Annotated in this window: 15 protein-coding genes; 3 read left to right on the top strand and 12 right to left on the bottom strand. The window is 51.5% G+C overall.

Features of this window, described 5'->3' with window-relative positions; translation table 11 throughout:
- Positions 1-6: 6 nt before the first annotated feature.
- Positions 7-159 (top strand): hypothetical protein, encoded by a 153-nt coding sequence (locus ACJJIT_RS04480; protein ID WP_444884086.1) that lies wholly within the window; start codon positions 7-9, stop codon positions 157-159.
- 332 nt (positions 160-491) lie between these two features.
- Here the strand turns inward: ACJJIT_RS04480 and ACJJIT_RS04475 are convergent, their stop codons facing one another.
- Genes ACJJIT_RS04475 through mtnP form a run of 6 tightly spaced genes read right to left on the bottom strand, consistent with a single transcriptional unit; the run spans position 492 to position 5898 of the window.
- Positions 492-1133, bottom strand: a complete 642-nt coding sequence (locus tag ACJJIT_RS04475) for a TIGR04282 family arsenosugar biosynthesis glycosyltransferase (protein ID WP_444900100.1) — start codon at positions 1131-1133, stop codon at positions 492-494.
- The gene (locus ACJJIT_RS04470) at positions 1126-1800 is read right to left on the bottom strand and encodes a TIGR04283 family arsenosugar biosynthesis glycosyltransferase (RefSeq protein ID WP_444900099.1); all 675 of its coding nucleotides are present in this window, start codon (positions 1798-1800) and stop codon (positions 1126-1128) included. Before ACJJIT_RS04470 ends, ACJJIT_RS04475 begins: the two co-directional genes overlap by 8 nt.
- A 42-nt stretch (positions 1801-1842) precedes the next feature.
- A complete protein-coding gene (locus tag ACJJIT_RS04465) occupies positions 1843-3318 on the bottom strand; it encodes a dihydrolipoyl dehydrogenase family protein (RefSeq protein ID WP_444900098.1) in 1476 nt (491 codons plus the stop codon).
- A 7-nt stretch (positions 3319-3325) separates the two neighbouring features.
- Entirely contained in the window at positions 3326-4009 is a 684-nt protein-coding gene (locus ACJJIT_RS04460; RefSeq protein WP_444900097.1) for a TVP38/TMEM64 family protein, read from the bottom strand.
- A gap of 36 nt (positions 4010-4045) precedes the next feature.
- Entirely contained in the window at positions 4046-4993 is a 948-nt protein-coding gene (gene arsS / locus ACJJIT_RS04455) for an arsenosugar biosynthesis radical SAM (seleno)protein ArsS (protein WP_444900096.1), read from the bottom strand.
- A gap of 5 nt (positions 4994-4998) precedes the next feature.
- Complete coding sequence (gene mtnP, locus ACJJIT_RS04450) at positions 4999-5898, bottom strand: S-methyl-5'-thioadenosine phosphorylase (protein ID WP_444900095.1); 900 nt, start codon at positions 5896-5898, stop codon at positions 4999-5001.
- A gap of 256 nt (positions 5899-6154) precedes the next feature.
- Here mtnP and ACJJIT_RS04445 point away from each other — a divergent pair, with 256 nt between their 5' ends.
- Positions 6155-6718 carry a DUF2239 family protein gene (locus ACJJIT_RS04445; protein ID WP_444900094.1) on the top strand — a complete coding sequence of 188 codons (564 nt, stop codon included), beginning with the start codon at positions 6155-6157 and terminating at the stop codon, positions 6716-6718.
- Between the two features lie 12 nt (positions 6719-6730).
- The gene (locus tag ACJJIT_RS04440) at positions 6731-8104 is read left to right on the top strand and encodes an MATE family efflux transporter (protein WP_444900093.1); all 1374 of its coding nucleotides are present in this window, start codon (positions 6731-6733) and stop codon (positions 8102-8104) included.
- 176 nt (positions 8105-8280) lie between these two features.
- On the opposite strand, the gene ACJJIT_RS04435 is transcribed toward ACJJIT_RS04440, so the two are convergent.
- The 6 genes from ACJJIT_RS04435 to ACJJIT_RS04410 all read right to left on the bottom strand — a co-directional run bounded on the left by ACJJIT_RS04435 (position 8281) and on the right by ACJJIT_RS04410 (position 17247).
- The gene (locus ACJJIT_RS04435; protein WP_444900092.1) at positions 8281-9000 is read right to left on the bottom strand and encodes a M12 family metallopeptidase; all 720 of its coding nucleotides are present in this window, start codon (positions 8998-9000) and stop codon (positions 8281-8283) included.
- 467 nt (positions 9001-9467) lie between these two features.
- Positions 9468-10340, bottom strand: coding sequence for a succinate--CoA ligase subunit alpha (gene sucD, locus ACJJIT_RS04430; protein ID WP_020412684.1), 873 nt, complete (start codon positions 10338-10340; stop codon positions 9468-9470).
- A gap of 2 nt (positions 10341-10342) precedes the next feature.
- Entirely contained in the window at positions 10343-11509 is a 1167-nt protein-coding gene (gene sucC / locus ACJJIT_RS04425) for an ADP-forming succinate--CoA ligase subunit beta (RefSeq protein WP_252082922.1), read from the bottom strand.
- Between the two features lie 162 nt (positions 11510-11671).
- Positions 11672-13114 (bottom strand): dihydrolipoyl dehydrogenase, encoded by a 1443-nt coding sequence (gene lpdA, locus ACJJIT_RS04420; protein WP_020412682.1) that lies wholly within the window; start codon positions 13112-13114, stop codon positions 11672-11674.
- Between the two features lie 64 nt (positions 13115-13178).
- Complete coding sequence (odhB, locus tag ACJJIT_RS04415) at positions 13179-14372, bottom strand: 2-oxoglutarate dehydrogenase complex dihydrolipoyllysine-residue succinyltransferase (RefSeq protein WP_444884076.1); 1194 nt, start codon at positions 14370-14372, stop codon at positions 13179-13181.
- Between the two features lie 46 nt (positions 14373-14418).
- On the bottom strand, positions 14419-17247 hold the full coding sequence (locus tag ACJJIT_RS04410) for a 2-oxoglutarate dehydrogenase E1 component (RefSeq protein ID WP_252082927.1): 2829 nt from the start codon (positions 17245-17247) through the stop codon (positions 14419-14421).
- Between the last annotated feature and the right edge of the window lie 192 nt (positions 17248-17439).

Genomic DNA, 17439 nt, shown 5'->3' with positions numbered 1-17439 from the left:
AGAGAGATGGAAGACACTGTTAAAGAGATCGAGGAGTTTATCGATTATCTTGTACAGGCAGGAGTCCACTGCCGAGTGGATGAGCTGGAGAGCGTCTACTACAGGAATATGCAGGTCTACATGCTCGATGAATCCGACCAGTTGACCCTGGCCGATTAGAGCGCATTTATCGATTTATTCAAACACAAGCACGATGCCGGTGAATTGCCACTGAACAGCTGGAAAAAATTCACCATGTGGCAGCGAACAACAACTCTGCGCTGGTAATATTTTCCCGAAAAAATAACTTAGCTGGCCAGGAAAGAAAATTAAGGCTGGGCATCGACCTAGTTTATGAGGATGGGCGCTGGCAAGTCATTCGGGAAATCATCTTTCTGGAGCCCTTCTACCCTAGCTAATCCCTACACAGCAGCTACACTGGCCGCCCCCTATAAAAGGCCCACTGTACAACGGATAATTTGTTGAATCCCCACCAGGCTAATAGAAACCAGCTAGCTTTCCGCTTGAGACACTCCCCAGGCACAAGGCAAAAACTGCAAGTCCTCTGGCTCATCAATATCTGGTAGCACTTCCAAACACCGGCAGAGCATTGCACATTCCTGCAGGCGCTCCAGGGTTTGCTGGGCAACCACCTCCGTGCTCCAGGAAATGTCCTCAAACAATCTCCAGTGCACCCACTTGAGCCCCAACAGGGTGTAACCACCATCTTTTGCCGGGTACATAACTGCATCGGCATTCTTTAGCGCAACGGCCGCCTTACGCAGACGCGCGGCCGTTAATGCAGGGCAATCTGTGCCCAGTAATAAAAGTCCCTGGCCCGCCACCTGACAAGTATTGGCCGCATGCCACAAACGCTGACCTAGGTCGCCTTGCGTCTGATTATGCAGAGTTACCCCCCTGGGTAGGGCTAGTGTTTGCCAGAAGGGATGCAGTGAGTCCGGCGCAACATGCAACTCTACTGGGCCGAGGTCGGCTTTTACTGCTTCCATTAATGTCTGCTGCAACAAACGCTCAGCCAAAGAGGCGGCACCCTGCTCCCCAAGAGCTGGAATCAAACGGGTTTTTGCATAGCCGGGAAGGGGCGCCTTAGCCATTACCACCAGACGCAGAGAGGTCAGAGAAGAGTTACTCATAGCGTTTTGCCAGACACTCCGCCGGAACGCCGCGCCAGTAATCGAAACGCAAACGCCACATTAACAAGACTGTGCGCCAAATTCCGAACTTTTGCCAGCGGCGCCCAGAGGTAGTGACTCTCTGACGCAAACAATGGGGCCGCGCTATTTTTAACAGTTGCCGGCTCAACTCAATATCTTCCATCAGTGGTTGCCGGGCATAACCTCCCACCTCATTGAAGAGGGAGCGGCGAACAAAAATCGCCTGATCACCTGTGGCGATCCCACTCAAACGAGAGCGCCAATTAATCATGGTAGAAATCAGGGGAAACCACAGGCTGTCTCCACTGATACGAATATTAAAACGTCCCCATTGTGCCCCCCTAACCGAGGCAGAGGCAATGGCACTCAGAGCACCTTGCGGTAGGCGAGTATCCGCATGTAGGAATAACAACCAACTGCCACAGGCAACCGAAGCACCCGCATTCATTTGAAGCGCGCGTCCACGTTGGGATTGAATTACCCGCAACCCGGCTGCAGTGGCTATCTCTGCACTACCATCACTACTGCCACCATCAACCAGGATTATTTCACAACTGCTGTATGCGACCAGCTCCCTCAGTTGCGCTACAAGCTTGGGTAACTGCTCCCGCTCATTTAACAGGGGCACAATAACACTGTATTGCACTATCTTGCCTCAACTCCGCCTCATCCCTTTTTTACTTAGGCCTTACCCCAGTCTCCACTGGTGAAATTTTTCCAACCAGCGCAGCAAGCGTTTGGGTGCATTGGCCCGCTTCCAGTTTCCTGCAACAAATTTATTGCCTTCGGTCATTGTCGGATAGATATGAATGGTGGATAGGATTTTATTCAGCCCCAGCCCCTGCTTCATAGCAAACACAAACTCGGCGATAAGCTCTGCCGCATTTTCACCAACAATTGAAACGCCTAATATTTTATCTTTACCTGGTACTGTTATTACTTTAATAAAACCCTGTGCCGCCCCATCTACAATAGCCCGATCCAGATCATCAAGATTATAACGAGTTACCTCATAGGCAATATCATGTCGCTTGGCCTCGAGTTCACTGAACCCAACACTGGCCACCTCAGGATCGATAAAAACTGCCCGAGGTACCAGCGAATAATCTACGGCAAATTTCTTGATATCACCAAAAAGGCCATTCACTGCAGCATACCAGGCTTGGTGCGAAGCCATATGGGTAAACTGATAGGGACCGGCAAGATCCCCAGCCGCGAGAATATGGGGGTGGCGAGTGCGCAGGAAAGTATCGGTTGTCAGTTTACCATCCTGTAACAAATCCAATTTTTCTAGCCCGAAGCCCTTGGTGCGAGCGCGCCTGCCAAGTGCCAGGATAACCTCATCAAATGTCACCTGTGTTTCACCCTCGGCATTACGTAAATGTAATGTGCTCTCCTGGCGATCTTTATTGCCACTAAAAGAAACTGCCTCATGCCCAGTGAGAAGACATACCCCTTCAGATTTCAATGCCTTGGCAACAGCCTCCGATACTTCGTGGTCTTCCTGGGGGAGTAGACGTTTATCCCGCTCAATCAAGGTCACCCGAGACCCCAAACGGGTAAATGCCTGGGCCAGCTCACAACCAATGGCACCGCCACCCAGTAATACCAATCTATGCGGAACCTTATCCAGTTCAGCAAACCTATCCCAGAGTGTTTCACTCGTCAGATAATTAACTGTATCAAGGCCGGGGAATGGCGGCACTATAGGCTCGGCACCAGTAGCCAGGATAATGGCACGCCCACGCAAAGATCTTTCACCGCCACTTTTCAAAGTGATATCAACTGTCCAGGGATCAACCAATCGTGCATAGCCTTTTATCACTTCCACACCGAGCTCTGAATAACGCTCCACGCTGTCATGAGGCTCTATCTGCTGGATAGATGCACGCACATGCCGCATCACCCCAGGAAAATTAATCTCCGGTTCCGGCAGCCGCACACCGAAATTACCCGCAGTACGTGCGGAGTGCGCCACACGAGCACACTTGATCAATGCCTTACTGGGCACACAGCCGGTATTCAGGCAATCCCCACCCATGTCCCCAGACTCAATTAATGTCACCTTAGCTTTTACTGCCGCAGAAATATAAGCACTGACCAACCCTGCAGCACCTGCTCCGATAACAATAATATTACGGTCAAACTTTTTAGGTTTTTTCATTGGAGTCTCACTTGGCCTCGCGGCGACGTTTAAGCCAGTTGAGGAAGTATTTTGCCAACAGAGGGAAAATACCCAGCAGCGCAAAGGACAAAAGCAATTGAGGCGAAGCGATATCTTTAAGGCTTTCTATTCGGGCGAGTTGCGTTCCCGCATTCACGTAGACAATTGTGGCCGCAAGCATGCCTAACTGGCTCACCCAATAAAATGTCCAGACTCTCAGGTGGGTTAACCCCATCAAGATATTAATCAGAAAAAACGGGAAAATAGGTACAAGGCGCAGGGCAAAAAGATAAAATGCGCCTTCCCGCTCAATACCTTTATTCACAACTTGGAGGCGTACCGCAAACCTTTCCTGAATATAATCGCGAAATAAGTAGCGGGCCATAAGAAAAGCCAGAGTGGCACCGATACTGGAAGCAAAAGACACAATAACAGTGCCCCACAACAAACCAAAAATCGCACCAGCGGCTATGGTGAGAATAGCCGCCCCAGGCAAGGACAAGCCGGTCACCAAAATATAAAAAATTAAAAACAGGAAACTCACTAAAAATGGTGAGGCCGCTTTCCATTGCTGGAACTGCTCCCCGCCTTCCTGCAACTTGTCTAGACTCAACCAGTGATGTAAATCAAGTGCGTAAAAAGCAATCACCAATACCGCGATAACCACCAACAGCAGTATTTTTTTACTCATAGTATTCCTGCCCTATGGCTATAAAACCCTTTCCTCTTACAGTGCTCCACCACAGCTACTACCCTGACCCGCAGTACAGCCGTAGCAGTGATCTGCCACTGCAATCGCGCTCCCCTGCAGATTCTCATCGAGTAAATCATGCAGGTGCGGCCTACCTGGCACAGGAATATCTAGCTGCTGATTAAAATCGCAATCGAATAGATTCCCCTGCCAGTCAACACTCACCAGGCTGCGACACATAACGCCATCGAGATTTTCAGCGCTATAACTGTCACGTAATAAAGTCATATAATCTTTAAACTGCCCCTTGGAAATCAACATGGAACCAAAGCGCTTGATGGGCATATTGGCGAGCGCAAACAATTGATTGAACTCAATATTAAATTGCCTTCTCAATTCTCTGCGATAGTCCGCCTCCAGGACACTCTGCTCTGGGGGTAAGAAGGGGCCTTGAGGGTTGTATACCAAATTTAACTGCAAACCACTGTCTGGCTTGCCATAACCCAGTTCATTGAGCTTTTGCAGACCGGCAATACTCTTGTCAAAGACCCCTTTGCCGCGCTGTTTATCGACGTTATCCATGGAATAACAAGGAAGGGAAGCGACCACTTCCACATGATTTCGGGCGAGAAACTCCGCAGTATCTTCCTGGCCTGGCTCGAACAAAACTGTGAGATTACACCGATCAATAACCTGCACTCCCAATGCCCGTGCAGCACTGACCAAGCCACGAAACCCCCAATGTAATTCCGGTGCGCCACCAGTGATATCCAGTCTCCGAATACGGCGCTTCTCAATGACCTCCAACAGCAGTGCCAGGTTTGCATCCGACATCATTTCCGTGCGATTGGGGCCCGCGTTTACATGGCAGTGCACACAAGACTGATTACAGCGATAACCAATGTTGAGCTGCAGGGTTTCGATAGTACTGCGGCGTATTGCCGGGAAATCAGATATTTCAAGTAACGGCAGTGTTTCATGCATATGTCTCAGTGCTCCACTTCTTCCAACACTGATTGTGTCGGTTCAAGCAGTGGTTTTATTACAGCGAGCTGGCCCTGCGACATTGTTTCCACAGGTGTGACCAATCCACTGGTCAATGCCGTATGGGCAATGGAGTCAGGTTTCTCCATACCCAATAATCGAATGGCCTCTGCTGCTATCAACTGGGCACGCGCAGCATTTTGCTGCAGATTGGCGATCGCCACTTCCGCGGTAACCGCTTGCTCACGAGGGTGCCAACAGTCGTAATCGGTGGCCATTGCGAGTGTGGCGTAGGCAATCTGCGCCTCTCTCGCCAATTTCGCCTCTGGCATATTGGTCATACCAATGACCGACGCCCCCATGCTGCGATACCAGGAGGATTCCGCTCGCGTTGAGAACTGTGGCCCCTCAATGCACAAGTAACTACCACCCCGATGTAACTGCACCGGCTGCTCGGCCTGGGTGGAAGCAAAGGCCCGCGCCAGACAATCCGCCACTGCGGAACATACGGGGTCTGCCATAGAGACATGGGCTACAGCGCCACCACCAAAAAAAGTGCCCTCACGCTTGCGCGTCATGTCGATAAACTGATCGGGAATCAACATATCCAGTGGCCTGACCTTCTCCTGCAGAGAGCCAACCGCAGAGAGAGAGAGCAGATAGCGCACACCCAACTGACGCAACCCATGGATATTTGCCCTGTAGGGCACCTCAGAGGGGATCAGCCTGTGACCGCGTCCATGGCGGGAGAGAAAGGCAACCGGGATACCCTGCAGCTTGCCACACAGAATCGGATCCGATGTCGGGCCAAATGGGGTCTCCACTTGAACCTCTTGCACATCAGTCAGCCCCGGCATTTCATAGAGACCACTCCCCCCAATCACACCAACCAGTGCTCTAGCCATGTTCACTCCTAAGTAGTTAGTTTTTCCGCAGTATAGAATTGAGCAATGACCCTGTATATCGCCAGATAGGGTGCAAAATACTCCCTAAGAACGCACCTAGAGCCAGAAATACTCACGGTAATCCCACCGATAGTAGTCCTTCAGCACATACCAGTAGATTTTGCGAGAGACCTTTGCTGTACATAGACAAATTGATCGCCTATATTTACCAGGGTAATATTATTTTGCCCGGATAAATTAATAGGAGACTTTTGTTGTGCCAGAGTACATAGCCATTGAGCGACAACAACTGATTGCACGGGGCACACTGGAGTCGATCGTTCGCCAGGTAAAATCCCGTGAAACACCACTTGAACCCATGGTTTTTTCAACCGATAACTGCCAAAGAATCGAGATCGATTGGCAAGGCGATATTGAGACGGTACTAACCAGATTGAAGCCCAGCACAACACCTACCAGTGCAAAGCGAGGGCGCCCAAAGTTGGGAGTCATTTCCAAGGAAGTCACATTGTTACCCCGTCACTGGGAGTGGCTGAGACAGCAACCAGGCGGAGCCTCCGTAACCCTGCGCAAGCTGGTGGAGCAGGCCCAGAAAGATATTTCACTCGAAGAGCGTATCACCACAAGCCAGCATCAACTCGATAGATTTATGCTGCAGGTTGTTGGTGACGCCCCAGGCTTCGAAGATGCCAGCCGCTCCCTCTATCGAAATAGCAAAGTAAGCTTTGAAAAAGCCATCCGAGCCTGGCCAGAAGAAATCAAACACTTTGTTTTGGCCAAATTTAATGATATTGCAGAGATACATAGTGGAAATAAGTAATAGGGATCGTATATGAGCGAACAACAAGACAACATTTTCCTCAAGGGTGCACTTTTACCGGTTTTCTTCAAAACAGCGGCACCGATCATTTTTATAATGTTGGTAAACGGCTCTTTTACCCTGCTGGATGCTTATTTCCTGGGGGAGTATGTAGGCCCTGACGCACTGGCAGCTGTCACCCTGACATTTCCAATGTTTATGTTGCTAGTGGCACTATCCTCCTTAATATCGGCTGGCTACTCCAGCGTTCAGGCCAGACTCTTGGGCGCGGGAAAAACAGATAAGGCAAAACAGGCTTTCTCTCAGGCAATCACCTTGGCACTGTTAGTTTGTGGCCTTCTTATGGTGCTGTTTACTCTTGGGGGTAAACAATTGACGATGTTAGTAGCCAATGGCTCCCAGCCGTTGGCGGATATGGGCTACACCTATTTAACAATTCTTGTTTTCCTGTCTCCCGCCCTATTTATTGGTTCCGTAAACTCCGACACATTACGCTGTGAGGGGAAACTATCGCTGATGGCGATAGTTTCTTTAAGCTCCATACTTCTTAATATCGTTTTTAACTATATTTTTATTGCCCATTTTCAAATGGGAGTAGCAGGTTCCGCTTATGGAACAGCATTGGCTCAATCAATCGCCCTGATGATAGTGGCCGGCTATCGTCATTACGGAAAAACAGTCATTAATACACAGGTCATTCGCCTCTCCTATGAGAAACAATATTGGAGAGAGTTTCTGTCCTTGGGCCTACCGGCTAGTTTGAGCTATATCGGCGTTTCCCTCACATCCATGGCAGTTATATTCAGCTTACAGGCTTGGGGAGCGGAAAACTATGACGCTACCGTTAGTGCCTACGGTATTACCACTCGGATTATGACTTTTATTTTTCTACCCCTACTCGGCTTAAGCCAGGCTTTTCAAACGGTGGCTGGAAATAATGCTGGCGCAAAGATCTGGTCGCGAATGGATAGTAGCATCAATATCGCCCTGACTGCGGCATTCGGCTACTGCCTGCTGCTTCAACTCGCTGTCATTATTTTTAAAGACACTTTAGGTGGATTATTTGTTAACGACCCTCTGATCATTGAAGAAGTAGCGCGCATCCTGCCAATGATGACTCTGGTTTATTTCTTGGCTGGCCCCCTCATGATGGTCAATACCTTCTTCCAGGCGATTGGTGACGCCAAACGAGCAGCCATTCTCGGACTGGCAAAAACTTATATATTTTTACTGCCTTTAATAGTGCTACTACCTCTGGCCATTGGTGAAGTTGGGATCTGGTATGCAGGGCCCATTGCAGAGTTATTACTACTTAGCCTGACGGCTTTTATTCTTTACCAACGCAGCCGCACACACGGTCACAAATACGGTTTGTATAGCACCTAGCAGTACCGAATACTTCAGCGGCACAGATAGAAAATGCAATTTATCTTTTAGTAAATTTTGCGCTTAAGCCTAAAGAGCTAGAAATTTAGAGGGTACGTTTAGAGAAGAAAATAAAAAAGTAAAAAAGGGAGATGCTGACTCCCTTTTTTAAGTCACCTTCGCAGCAACGAACTGATCTACACCATTGGCATCGCAAAAGATCTTGGTAAGGTCAGACGCCTGCCATCATACAAATAGGAAAGCATATTCAAATCACCCGCGCTGGGATTCCAACTTGAATTATTTACCTGGTTGGGGGTAATTTTACAACCGCCTGTCCTGGTATTTTCCCTGACCCCCAGCGCTTGGGCTTGAGCATCGTACATCATGATAGACTGACCATCGAATGACGAGCCATGAGTCATAAAGCGTGCCATTGTCTGGGTGCGGGTTTGCACTTGTAAAGAGTCCAGAGTGCTCTGCACTGCCATGGGAGCATCTGAACGCATATGCTCGTGGGCCAATCCCAGGGTATGACCAATTTCATGTGGAAGCGAGGCAATCGCAGCCCGATTCCCTCTCCAATTAACACCGCAATACTGATTTGTTGTATTGGTATAACCTACGGTGGCACTACTATCATTATCCCGGATAGTAATCACACCCTGCCCCGCCGCTCCCACCTGCAAAAATTTAATCGCCGCAAACTGAAACGTCCGATAAATACACAACTCCCAGCGGGACATGGCTTTCTTAACCGCCGTCACATAGCCAGCATCAAGATTATTCGGTACGTAATATTTAACGATCCCATTAGGCCAGACTCCGCCAACATCCTCATTTCTATCCAAAGAAAAACCACTAAAGACCAGCTTATATGAAATATTTCGAATATTTTTATCTATTGATAGTCCCATGCTGTGAACCTCCACAATTATTTGGTCATTATTTTGAGGGTTAATAAATCCTTTATCTAACTTACAACCGGACTTTTAAAAGCCAACCTCCGCATTTAATCCCAACAAGGAATTTATACCCCAACAAATTCACAACACCTAGAAAAAATTAAATAACTCCTAAAACACTCCAAGAAAAAATAAAAAATAAGATACTTTCTCAAACAACAATAAATATCATTCAATATTTAATTGCATAAAAAAACAAAAATGTGAAAAAAACCACAAGGCAGAAGAAAAATATCGGCAAAATGCACAGAAATAGTGAGTAGCGTGAAAATTAAAATGGCTGCGCAGCGAAATTAATCTGGCAACAAAAGAAGCCAAGGGAAAGATTGGTACGGAATTAGGATGACGGTTGAGTTTAATAAACAAAAAAAGGCCACCCAAAGGGTGGCCTTTTTTTGTGCTAGCCAGCTAGTAATTACTTACCAGCCAGTAACTTCCTTCAGAGCGTCGCCGATCTGAGCCAGGGAGCGCACGGTTTTAACACCAGCGTCTTCCAGAGCAGCGAACTTCTCGTCAGCGGTGCCTTTACCACCGGAGATAATCGCGCCCGCGTGACCCATACGCTTGCCGGGAGGAGCAGTTACACCAGCGATGTAGGAAACTACAGGCTTAGTAACATTTTCCTTGATGTAAGCAGCGGCTTCTTCTTCAGCAGTACCACCGATCTCACCGATCATAACAATCGCTTCGGTCTGCGGATCATTCTGGAACATTTCCAGGATATCGATGAAGTTGGAGCCCGGGATGGGGTCGCCACCGATGCCCACACAGGTGGACTGGCCGAAGCCGTAATCGGTAGTTTGCTTAACCGCTTCATAGGTCAGGGTACCGGAACGGGAAACGATGCCCACTTTACCCGGCTTGTGGATGTGACCCGGCATAATACCGATCTTGCACTCACCCGGAGTGATAACACCCGGGCAGTTCGGGCCGATCAGGCGCACGCCCAGCTCGTCGCACTTCACTTTAGCGTCGAGCATATCCAGAGTCGGGATACCTTCGGTGATACAAACAATCAGCTTGATACCAGCGTTGGCCGCTTCCAGGATGGAATCCTTACAGAAAGGCGCAGGTACGTAGATTACGGAAGCTTCAGCGCCGGTCTTCTCTACCGCTTCTTTAACGGTATCGAATACTGGCAGGCCCAGGTGAGTCTGGCCGCCTTTACCCGGAGTTACACCACCAACCATCTTGGTACCGTAAGCAATCGCTTGCTCGGAGTGGAAAGTACCCTGGGAGCCGGTGAAGCCCTGGCAGATTACTTTAGTGTCTTTGTTAATCAATACTGACATGATTATTTACCCTCCGCAGCTTTAACCACTTGCTGAGCCGCATCGGTCAGACTGGTCGCCGCGATAATGTTCAGGCCACTGTCGCTCAGAACCTTGGCGCCCAGGTCTGCGTTGTTACCTTCCAGGCGCACAACAACCGGTACTTTAACGCCAACTTCTTTTACTGCGCCCACAACGCCTTCGGCGATCATGTCACAGCGAACGATACCACCGAAGATATTGATCAGTACGGCTTTTACGTTCTCGTCAGACAGGATGATCTTGAACGCTTCAACAACGCGCTCTTTGGTCGCGCCGCCGCCAACATCCAAGAAGTTAGCTGGCTTGCCGCCGTGCAGGTTGACGATGTCCATGGTACCCATGGCCAGACCAGCACCGTTTACCATGCAGCCGATGTTGCCATCGAGGGCTACGTAGTTCAGATCGAACTTGGCAGCGTGCGCTTCACGGGAATCTTCCTGGGAAGGATCGTGCATTTCGCGCAGGTCCGCGTGGCGGTACAGCGCGTTGCTGTCGATTACCACTTTGGCGTCCAGGCAGTGCAGGTTGCCTTCGGTAGTAATTACCAGTGGGTTGATCTCGAGCAGGGCCAGATCTTTTTCTTCGAACATTTTCGCCAGGCCGAGGAAGATCTTGGTGAACTGCTTCACCTGAGTCGGGTTCAGGCCCAGTTTGAAAGCCAGCTCGCGCGCCTGGTAAGGCTGAGCGCCTACCAGCGGGTCGATGGTAGCTTTCAAGATTTTTTCCGGAGTCTCTTCCGCTACTTTCTCGATCTCAACGCCGCCTTCGGTGGAAGCCATGAAAACGATACGACGGGTGGAGCGGTCAACAACGGCGCCAAGGTACAGTTCTTGGTCAATGTCAGTGCAGCTTTCAACCAGGATACGGGAAACAGGCTGGCCATTTTCGTCTGTTTGATAAGTTACCAGGCGCTCGCCCAGCCACTTCTTGGCAAACTCTTCAATTTCTGCCTTGGAATCTACCAGCTTTACTCCGCCAGCCTTACCGCGGCCACCAGCGTGTACCTGGGCCTTTACTACCCACTTATCACCGCCAATTTCGTCAGCCGCTGCTACTGCCGCTGCCGGGGTTTCCGCTGCAATGCCTTTGGAAACCGGCAATCCGTATGCCGCAAACAGTTGTTTGCCCTGATACTCATGCAAGTTCATAGTCAATACCAATTCACATGTGAAATGTGTTTATTAATTGCAGATCTCTCTGCACCTGAAAGACAAAACTCAAAATTTCCGTCGTTGCAAATTTTGAATTCCGCAAATGAAACCGGGGCGCTAATTAATCAATAATTAGTGCCCCGACATCGAAAAAACTTCTTACTTGCGCTTCTTGCGATTTACGGTGTGAATCGCATGACCGTTCACGCCCAATGCCGCTTCTTTCACGGTCTCAGACAGAGTCGGGTGTGCGAATACGGTCATACCGATATCTTCGGCGCTGGAACCGAATTCCATCGCGATCGCCACTTGCTGAACCAGATCGGCAGCAGACGGGCCAACGATGTGGGCACCCAGTACACGGTCAGTTTCCGCGTGAGCGATGATTTTCACAAAGCCCTGGGTATCGTTGGCAGCCATAGCGCGACCGTTGATGGCAAACGGGAAGCTACCTACGTTGTAGGGCTCGCCATCGGCCTTCACCTGCTCTTCGGTGCGACCAACCGCAGCGATTTCCGGGTGGGTGTAGATCACGTTGGGGATCACGTCGTAGTTCATCATTGGCTTCTGGCCGGCGATGCGCTCGGCAACCACAACACCTTCTTCAGAAGCCTTGTGCGCCAGCATCGGACCGCGTACCACGTCACCGATCGCCCATACGCCCGGTGCAGAAGTCATGCACAGGTCGTTAACGTAGATAAATCCACGCTCGTCCATCTTCACGCCGGCATCTTCAGACAACAGGCCTTCGGTGTAAGGGCGACGGCCAACGCAGACGATCAGCTTGTCGAAAGTTTCCTGGTGCTCTTTACCATCTTTGTCCTGGTAAGTAACAACCACTTCCTCGCCCTTCACTTCAGAGCCGGTTACGCGGCAAGCGAGGCGGATATCCAGGCCCTGCTTCTTGAAGATCTTCTGGGATTCTTTGGCAACCTGTTGGTCCATGATCGCCAGGAACTTATCCATCGCTTCCAGAACAACTACTTCAGAGCCCAGGCGGTTCCATACTGAACCGAGCTCCAGACCGATAACGCCGGCACCGATAACGCCCAAACGCTTGGGCGTTTCAGTGAATTCCAGAGCGCCGGTGGAGTCGACAATAATTTTATTGTCTACCGGAGCAGGCGGAATATTTACCGGTACAGAACCGGAAGCCAGAATGACATTTTCGGCTTCGTAGACAGTGCTGTTGCCTTCGTCGTCAGTGACTTCCACTTTCTTGTTGGCCAGCAGTTTACCGGTACCGAAAATGGAGGTCACTTTATTGGCGGTGAACAGGCCCGCTACGCCGCCGGTCAGCTTCTTAACGATCTCGCCCTTGCGCTCGATCATCTTGCTCACATCCATCTTGACCTTGCCGACTTCAATGCCGTGCACGTCGAGAGCGTCTTTGGCCTCGTGGTACTTCCAGGAGCTGTCCAGCAGTGCCTTGGAGGGAATACAACCTACGTTCAGGCAGGTACCGCCGTTAACGTATTTACCTTCCTTGTTTTTCCACTTTTCAATACAAGCAGTCTTCAGGCCCAGCTGAGCGGCACGGATGGCAGCGACATAACCACCAGGACCGGAGCCAATTACGATTACGTCAAATTTTTCCGACATGATCAGTTCCAGATATTTCTAATGCAGTGTGATCGAGGGGCCCGCAGGCCCCAGAACTTATTTTTTAAACTTCGAGCAAGATACGCGCTGGATCTTCGATCATTTCCTTGATCGCTACCAGGAAGCCAACCGCTTCTTTACCGTCGATCAGACGGTGGTCATAGGACAGCGCCAGGTACATCATCGGCAGGATTTCCACCTTGCCATTTACCGCCATCGGGCGCTCCTGGATTTTGTGCATACCCAGAATTGCGGTTTGCGGCGGGTTCAGGATCGGAGTGGACAGCAGAGAGCCGAATACACCACCGTTGGTAATGGTGAAGGTACCGCCAGTCATCTCTTCGATAGACAATTTACCATCGCGGGCGCGAACACCCAGATCGCGGATATTGTTTTCCATATCCGCCAGGCCCATGTTTTCCGCATTGCGCAGAATCGGTACAACCAGGCCTTTCGGAGAGGAAACCGCTACACCGATATCCTGGTAACCGTGGTAAACGATATCGTTACCATCGATAGACGCGTTCACCGCGGTGTAGCGCTTCAACGCTTCTACCGCAGCTTTCACGAAGAAGCCCATAAAGCCCAGACGAGTGCCGTTGTGGGTCTTCTCGAACAGGTCTTTGTAGTTCTTGCGCAGGTCCATGACCGGCTTCATGTTCACCTCGTTAAAGGTGGTGAGCATGGCGGTGGACTGGGAGGCATCCAGCAGGCGTTCAGCAATACGCTTGCGCATGCGGGTCATAGGAACACGCTTCTCCACGCGCTCGCCCGGAGCAACAGCCACTTCAGCAGCAGCGGCGGGAGCAGCAGCGGCAGGCGCAGTGCCCGCCTTCATTACATCTTCTTTGAGAACACGGCCACCCTTGCCAGTGCCTTCAACACCCGCCAGATCGACACCCTTCTCAGCGGCCATTTTCTTGGCGGATGGCATGGCAATTTTGTCGCCAGCAGCGGGGGCAGCCGCTTCGGCAGCCGGAGCTTCTGCTTTTTCTGCCGCCGGGGCAGCGGCCGCGCCAGCGCCCGCTTCAAACTTGGCAATCACTTCATTGGAGAGGACGGTATCGCCCTCCCCCTTGATGATTTCAGTCAGGGCACCATCGGCAGGTGCAACAACTTCCAGCACAACTTTATCGGTCTCGATGTCCACGATCAGTTCATCGCGGGACACAGCTTCACCGGGTTGTTTATGCCAGGTGGCGACAGTTCCGTCCTGAACAGATTCAGGGAAAGTTGGCGCTTTAATCTCGATCGTCATTTTTTCTGTTTCCTGAGATTGACTCTTCACTTATTACTGCCGCCGGTTACTTGACGGTCAGCGCCTCGTTGATGAACTTATTCTGTTCTTCAAGGTGCGTGGACATGTAGCCCGCCGCAGGTGCTGCGGATGGGGCGCGGCCCACGTATTCCAGATCCAGCTTCGGATGGGTTTCCGACAGTAGACGACGCAAGTGGTGCTGACTGGAGTACCAGGCGCCCTGGTTCATGGGCTCTTCCTGACACCAAGCAACACTCTTGATCTTCTTGAATGCGGATACCGCTTCCACAAACTCTTCGTCTGGGAATGGGTACAGCTGTTCGATTCGTACGAACGCAACATCTTCCTGTTCACGCTCCATACGGGCTTCCAGCAGGTGGTAGTAAACCTTGCCGGAGCACAGCACCAAGCGTTTCACTTTTTCTGGGTCTACGCCCTGGTCCTGGATCACGTTATGGAAGCGGCCTTCGGCCAGCTCTTCCAGGCTGGAGGTGGCCAGCTTGTGACGCAAAATCCATTTCGGGCTCATAATCACCAGCGGACGACGCATCGGGCGTACCGCCTGACGACGCAGCAGGTGGAAGATCTGTGCCGGAGTAGTGGCATTACACACCTGAATATTGTGCTCGGCACACAGTTGCATAAAGCGCTCTAGACGTGCGGAGGAATGCTCCGGACCCTGGCCTTCGTAGCCGTGCGGCAGCAACATTACCAGGCCACACATACGGCCCCACTTGTGCTCACCGGAAGTGATGAACTGGTCGATTACTACCTGGGCACCGTTGGCGAAATCACCGAACTGAGCCTCCCAAACCACCAGGGATTTTGGTGTAGTGGTGGCGTAGCCGTATTCAAACGCCAACACCGCCTCTTCAGACAGCAGCGAGTCGTAGATGTAGAAAGGCGGCTGGTCTTCGAACATATGCTGCAAAGGCACATAGCTCTGGCCATCTTTCTGGCTGTGAATCACCGCATGACGGTGGGAGAAGGTTCCGCGACCCACATCCTCACCGGTAAAGCGGACCATAAAGCCCTCTTCCAGCAAAGTGCCATAAGCCAGTGTTTCCGCCATGCCCCAGTTCAAGGGCAGTGCGCCACCGGCCATCTTGCGGCGGTCATCGTAAATCTTGGAGACCTGGCGCTGCATCACAATGCCATCGGGCACAGCGGTCATACGGTTGGCCACATCCTGCAACTTCGGCAACGCATAGCCAGTATCTGCAGCTACTTGCCAGTCGTGGCCCAGGTAGGGGCTCCAATCTACAAACATGGAGGAGTCCGGCTGCTTCACCAAGCCGGTGGCCACGTCCTCACCCGCATCGAGTTTATCGCGGTAGTCGTTGGCCAGCTTGTCCGCGGCAGCCTTATCGAGAATGCCCTCACCCACCAGCTTCTCGGAGTAGAGGGTACGGGTAGTTTTATGCTTGCGGATAGTCTGGTACATCAGCGGCTGGGTACCAGAGGGATCATCGGTCTCGTTATGGCCGCGACGACGGTAGCAAACCAAATCGATAACGATGTCTTTCTTAAATTCGTAGCGGTAGTCCACCGCCAGCAGCGCGGCCAATACGACCATTTCCGGGTCGTCGCCGTTTACGTGCAGCACCGGCGCATCGATCATCTTAGCCGGATCGGTAGAGTACTCGGTGGAGCGAGCATCTTCGCGCTTGCTGGTGGTAAAGCCCACCTGGTTGTTCAGTACGATGTGCACAGTACCACCGGTGTAGTAACCGCGGGTCTGAGACATCTGTAGGGTTTCCTGCACCACACCCTGACCGGCAAAAGCCGCGTCGCCGTGGATGTTAATCGGCATTACTTTCTCACCAGTCCCGTCTTTACGACGGTCCTGGCGAGCGCGTACAGAACCAACCACCACAGGCGCACTGATTTCCAGGTGTGACGGGTTAAAGGCCAGCGCCAGGTGTACTTCACCACCGGGAGTCATTACGTTGGAGGAGAAGCCCTGGTGGTACTTCACGTCGCCAGAGGTATCCAGAGTTTTCTTGCCCTCGAACTCTTCGAACAGGTCCGATGGGTTTTTACCGAGGATATTCACTAGGGTATTCAGACGGCCACGGTGGGCCATGCCGATCACGATTTCCTTCACCCCGTAGGTACCGGAGCGGCGGATCAGGGCGTCCATCATCGGGATCAGACTCTCACCACCCTCGACACCAAAGCGCTTGGTACCCGGGTATTTGGAATCCAGATGGCGCTCCAGGCCCTCTGCTGCAGACAAGCGCTGCAGGATTTCAATCTGGATATCGGTGCCGAAGTTGGCCTTGGACTGGCTGCGCTCCAGGCGCTGCTGAAACCACTGCTGCTCTTCCAGATTGGAGAGATGCATGATCTCTGCACCCAGATTGCCACAGTAGGTGCGCTCCAACCCCTCTACGATCTCACGCAGGGTCGCCTCTTCTTTGCCGAGGAACAGGCTACCGGTATTGAAGGTGGTATCGAAATCACCCTCAGTCAGGCCGTGGTAGCTCAACTGTAAATCGGGCACCTGCTCGCGGGCCATCAGGCCGAGCGGGTCCAGGGTCGCTTTCTTATGGCCGCGATGGCGATAGGAATCGATCAGCTGCAGAACTTTAATCTGCTTGCGCTCGTGTTCGATATTGACGGAGCCGGAACCGGGCGCCGCTACTGGGCGCGCGCGGTGTTTGCTGAGCAGCTCGAAGTGCTGGCGCACTGCGGCGTGAGAGACATCGCTGCTGCCCTCAACGCGGGGGAGGCTGTCGAAGTAATTGCGCCACTCCTCCGGTACACCGTTGGGGTCGTGCAGATAGGTCTCGTAAAGCTCCTCCACATAGGCAGCATTGCCCCCGGAGATATGGGAGCTACGCCACAGCTGCTCCATGGTACTTTCGTGCATTTTGATGCCTACCTCGATTGCAGTGGACTCTCATCGCTACAGCCACTGCGCTTTCCTTCACTCACAAAAGGGGAGGCGCACAAAGCCACCTCCCCTTTTTAATTTAATACCGACCGGAGCCGGCTTTTGTATTAGATAAGCGCCCTACCTGGCACCGGGCCCACCAAAGGTGAGCCCTGAAGACTGCTTTGC

The organism is Microbulbifer mixtoriginis (SeqCode) (genome assembly GCF_052467515.1).
The sequence above is the reverse complement of the archived record's forward strand: the minus strand, read 5'-3'. Positions and strand labels throughout refer to the sequence as shown.

What these genes read in the sequence shown, in the direction of transcription:
- ACJJIT_RS04435 (WP_444900092.1), bottom strand. Translation starts at nt 9,000, where the DNA reads ATGGGACTATCAATAGATAAAAATATTCGAAATATTTCATATAAGCTG.
- sucD (WP_020412684.1), bottom strand. Translation starts at nt 10,340, where the DNA reads ATGTCAGTATTGATTAACAAAGACACTAAAGTAATCTGCCAGGGCTTC.
- ACJJIT_RS04465 (WP_444900098.1), bottom strand. Translation starts at nt 3,318, where the DNA reads ATGAAAAAACCTAAAAAGTTTGACCGTAATATTATTGTTATCGGAGCA.
- ACJJIT_RS04480 (WP_444884086.1), top strand. Translation starts at nt 7, where the DNA reads ATGGAAGACACTGTTAAAGAGATCGAGGAGTTTATCGATTATCTTGTA.
- ACJJIT_RS04410 (WP_252082927.1), bottom strand. Translation starts at nt 17,247, where the DNA reads ATGCACGAAAGTACCATGGAGCAGCTGTGGCGTAGCTCCCATATCTCC.
- mtnP (WP_444900095.1), bottom strand. Translation starts at nt 5,898, where the DNA reads ATGGCTAGAGCACTGGTTGGTGTGATTGGGGGGAGTGGTCTCTATGAA.
- odhB (WP_444884076.1), bottom strand. Translation starts at nt 14,372, where the DNA reads ATGACGATCGAGATTAAAGCGCCAACTTTCCCTGAATCTGTTCAGGAC.
- ACJJIT_RS04475 (WP_444900100.1), bottom strand. Translation starts at nt 1,133, where the DNA reads ATGAGTAACTCTTCTCTGACCTCTCTGCGTCTGGTGGTAATGGCTAAG.
- arsS (WP_444900096.1), bottom strand. Translation starts at nt 4,993, where the DNA reads ATGCATGAAACACTGCCGTTACTTGAAATATCTGATTTCCCGGCAATA.
- ACJJIT_RS04460 (WP_444900097.1), bottom strand. Translation starts at nt 4,009, where the DNA reads ATGAGTAAAAAAATACTGCTGTTGGTGGTTATCGCGGTATTGGTGATT.
- lpdA (WP_020412682.1), bottom strand. Translation starts at nt 13,114, where the DNA reads ATGTCGGAAAAATTTGACGTAATCGTAATTGGCTCCGGTCCTGGTGGT.
- sucC (WP_252082922.1), bottom strand. Translation starts at nt 11,509, where the DNA reads ATGAACTTGCATGAGTATCAGGGCAAACAACTGTTTGCGGCATACGGA.
- ACJJIT_RS04440 (WP_444900093.1), top strand. Translation starts at nt 6,731, where the DNA reads ATGAGCGAACAACAAGACAACATTTTCCTCAAGGGTGCACTTTTACCG.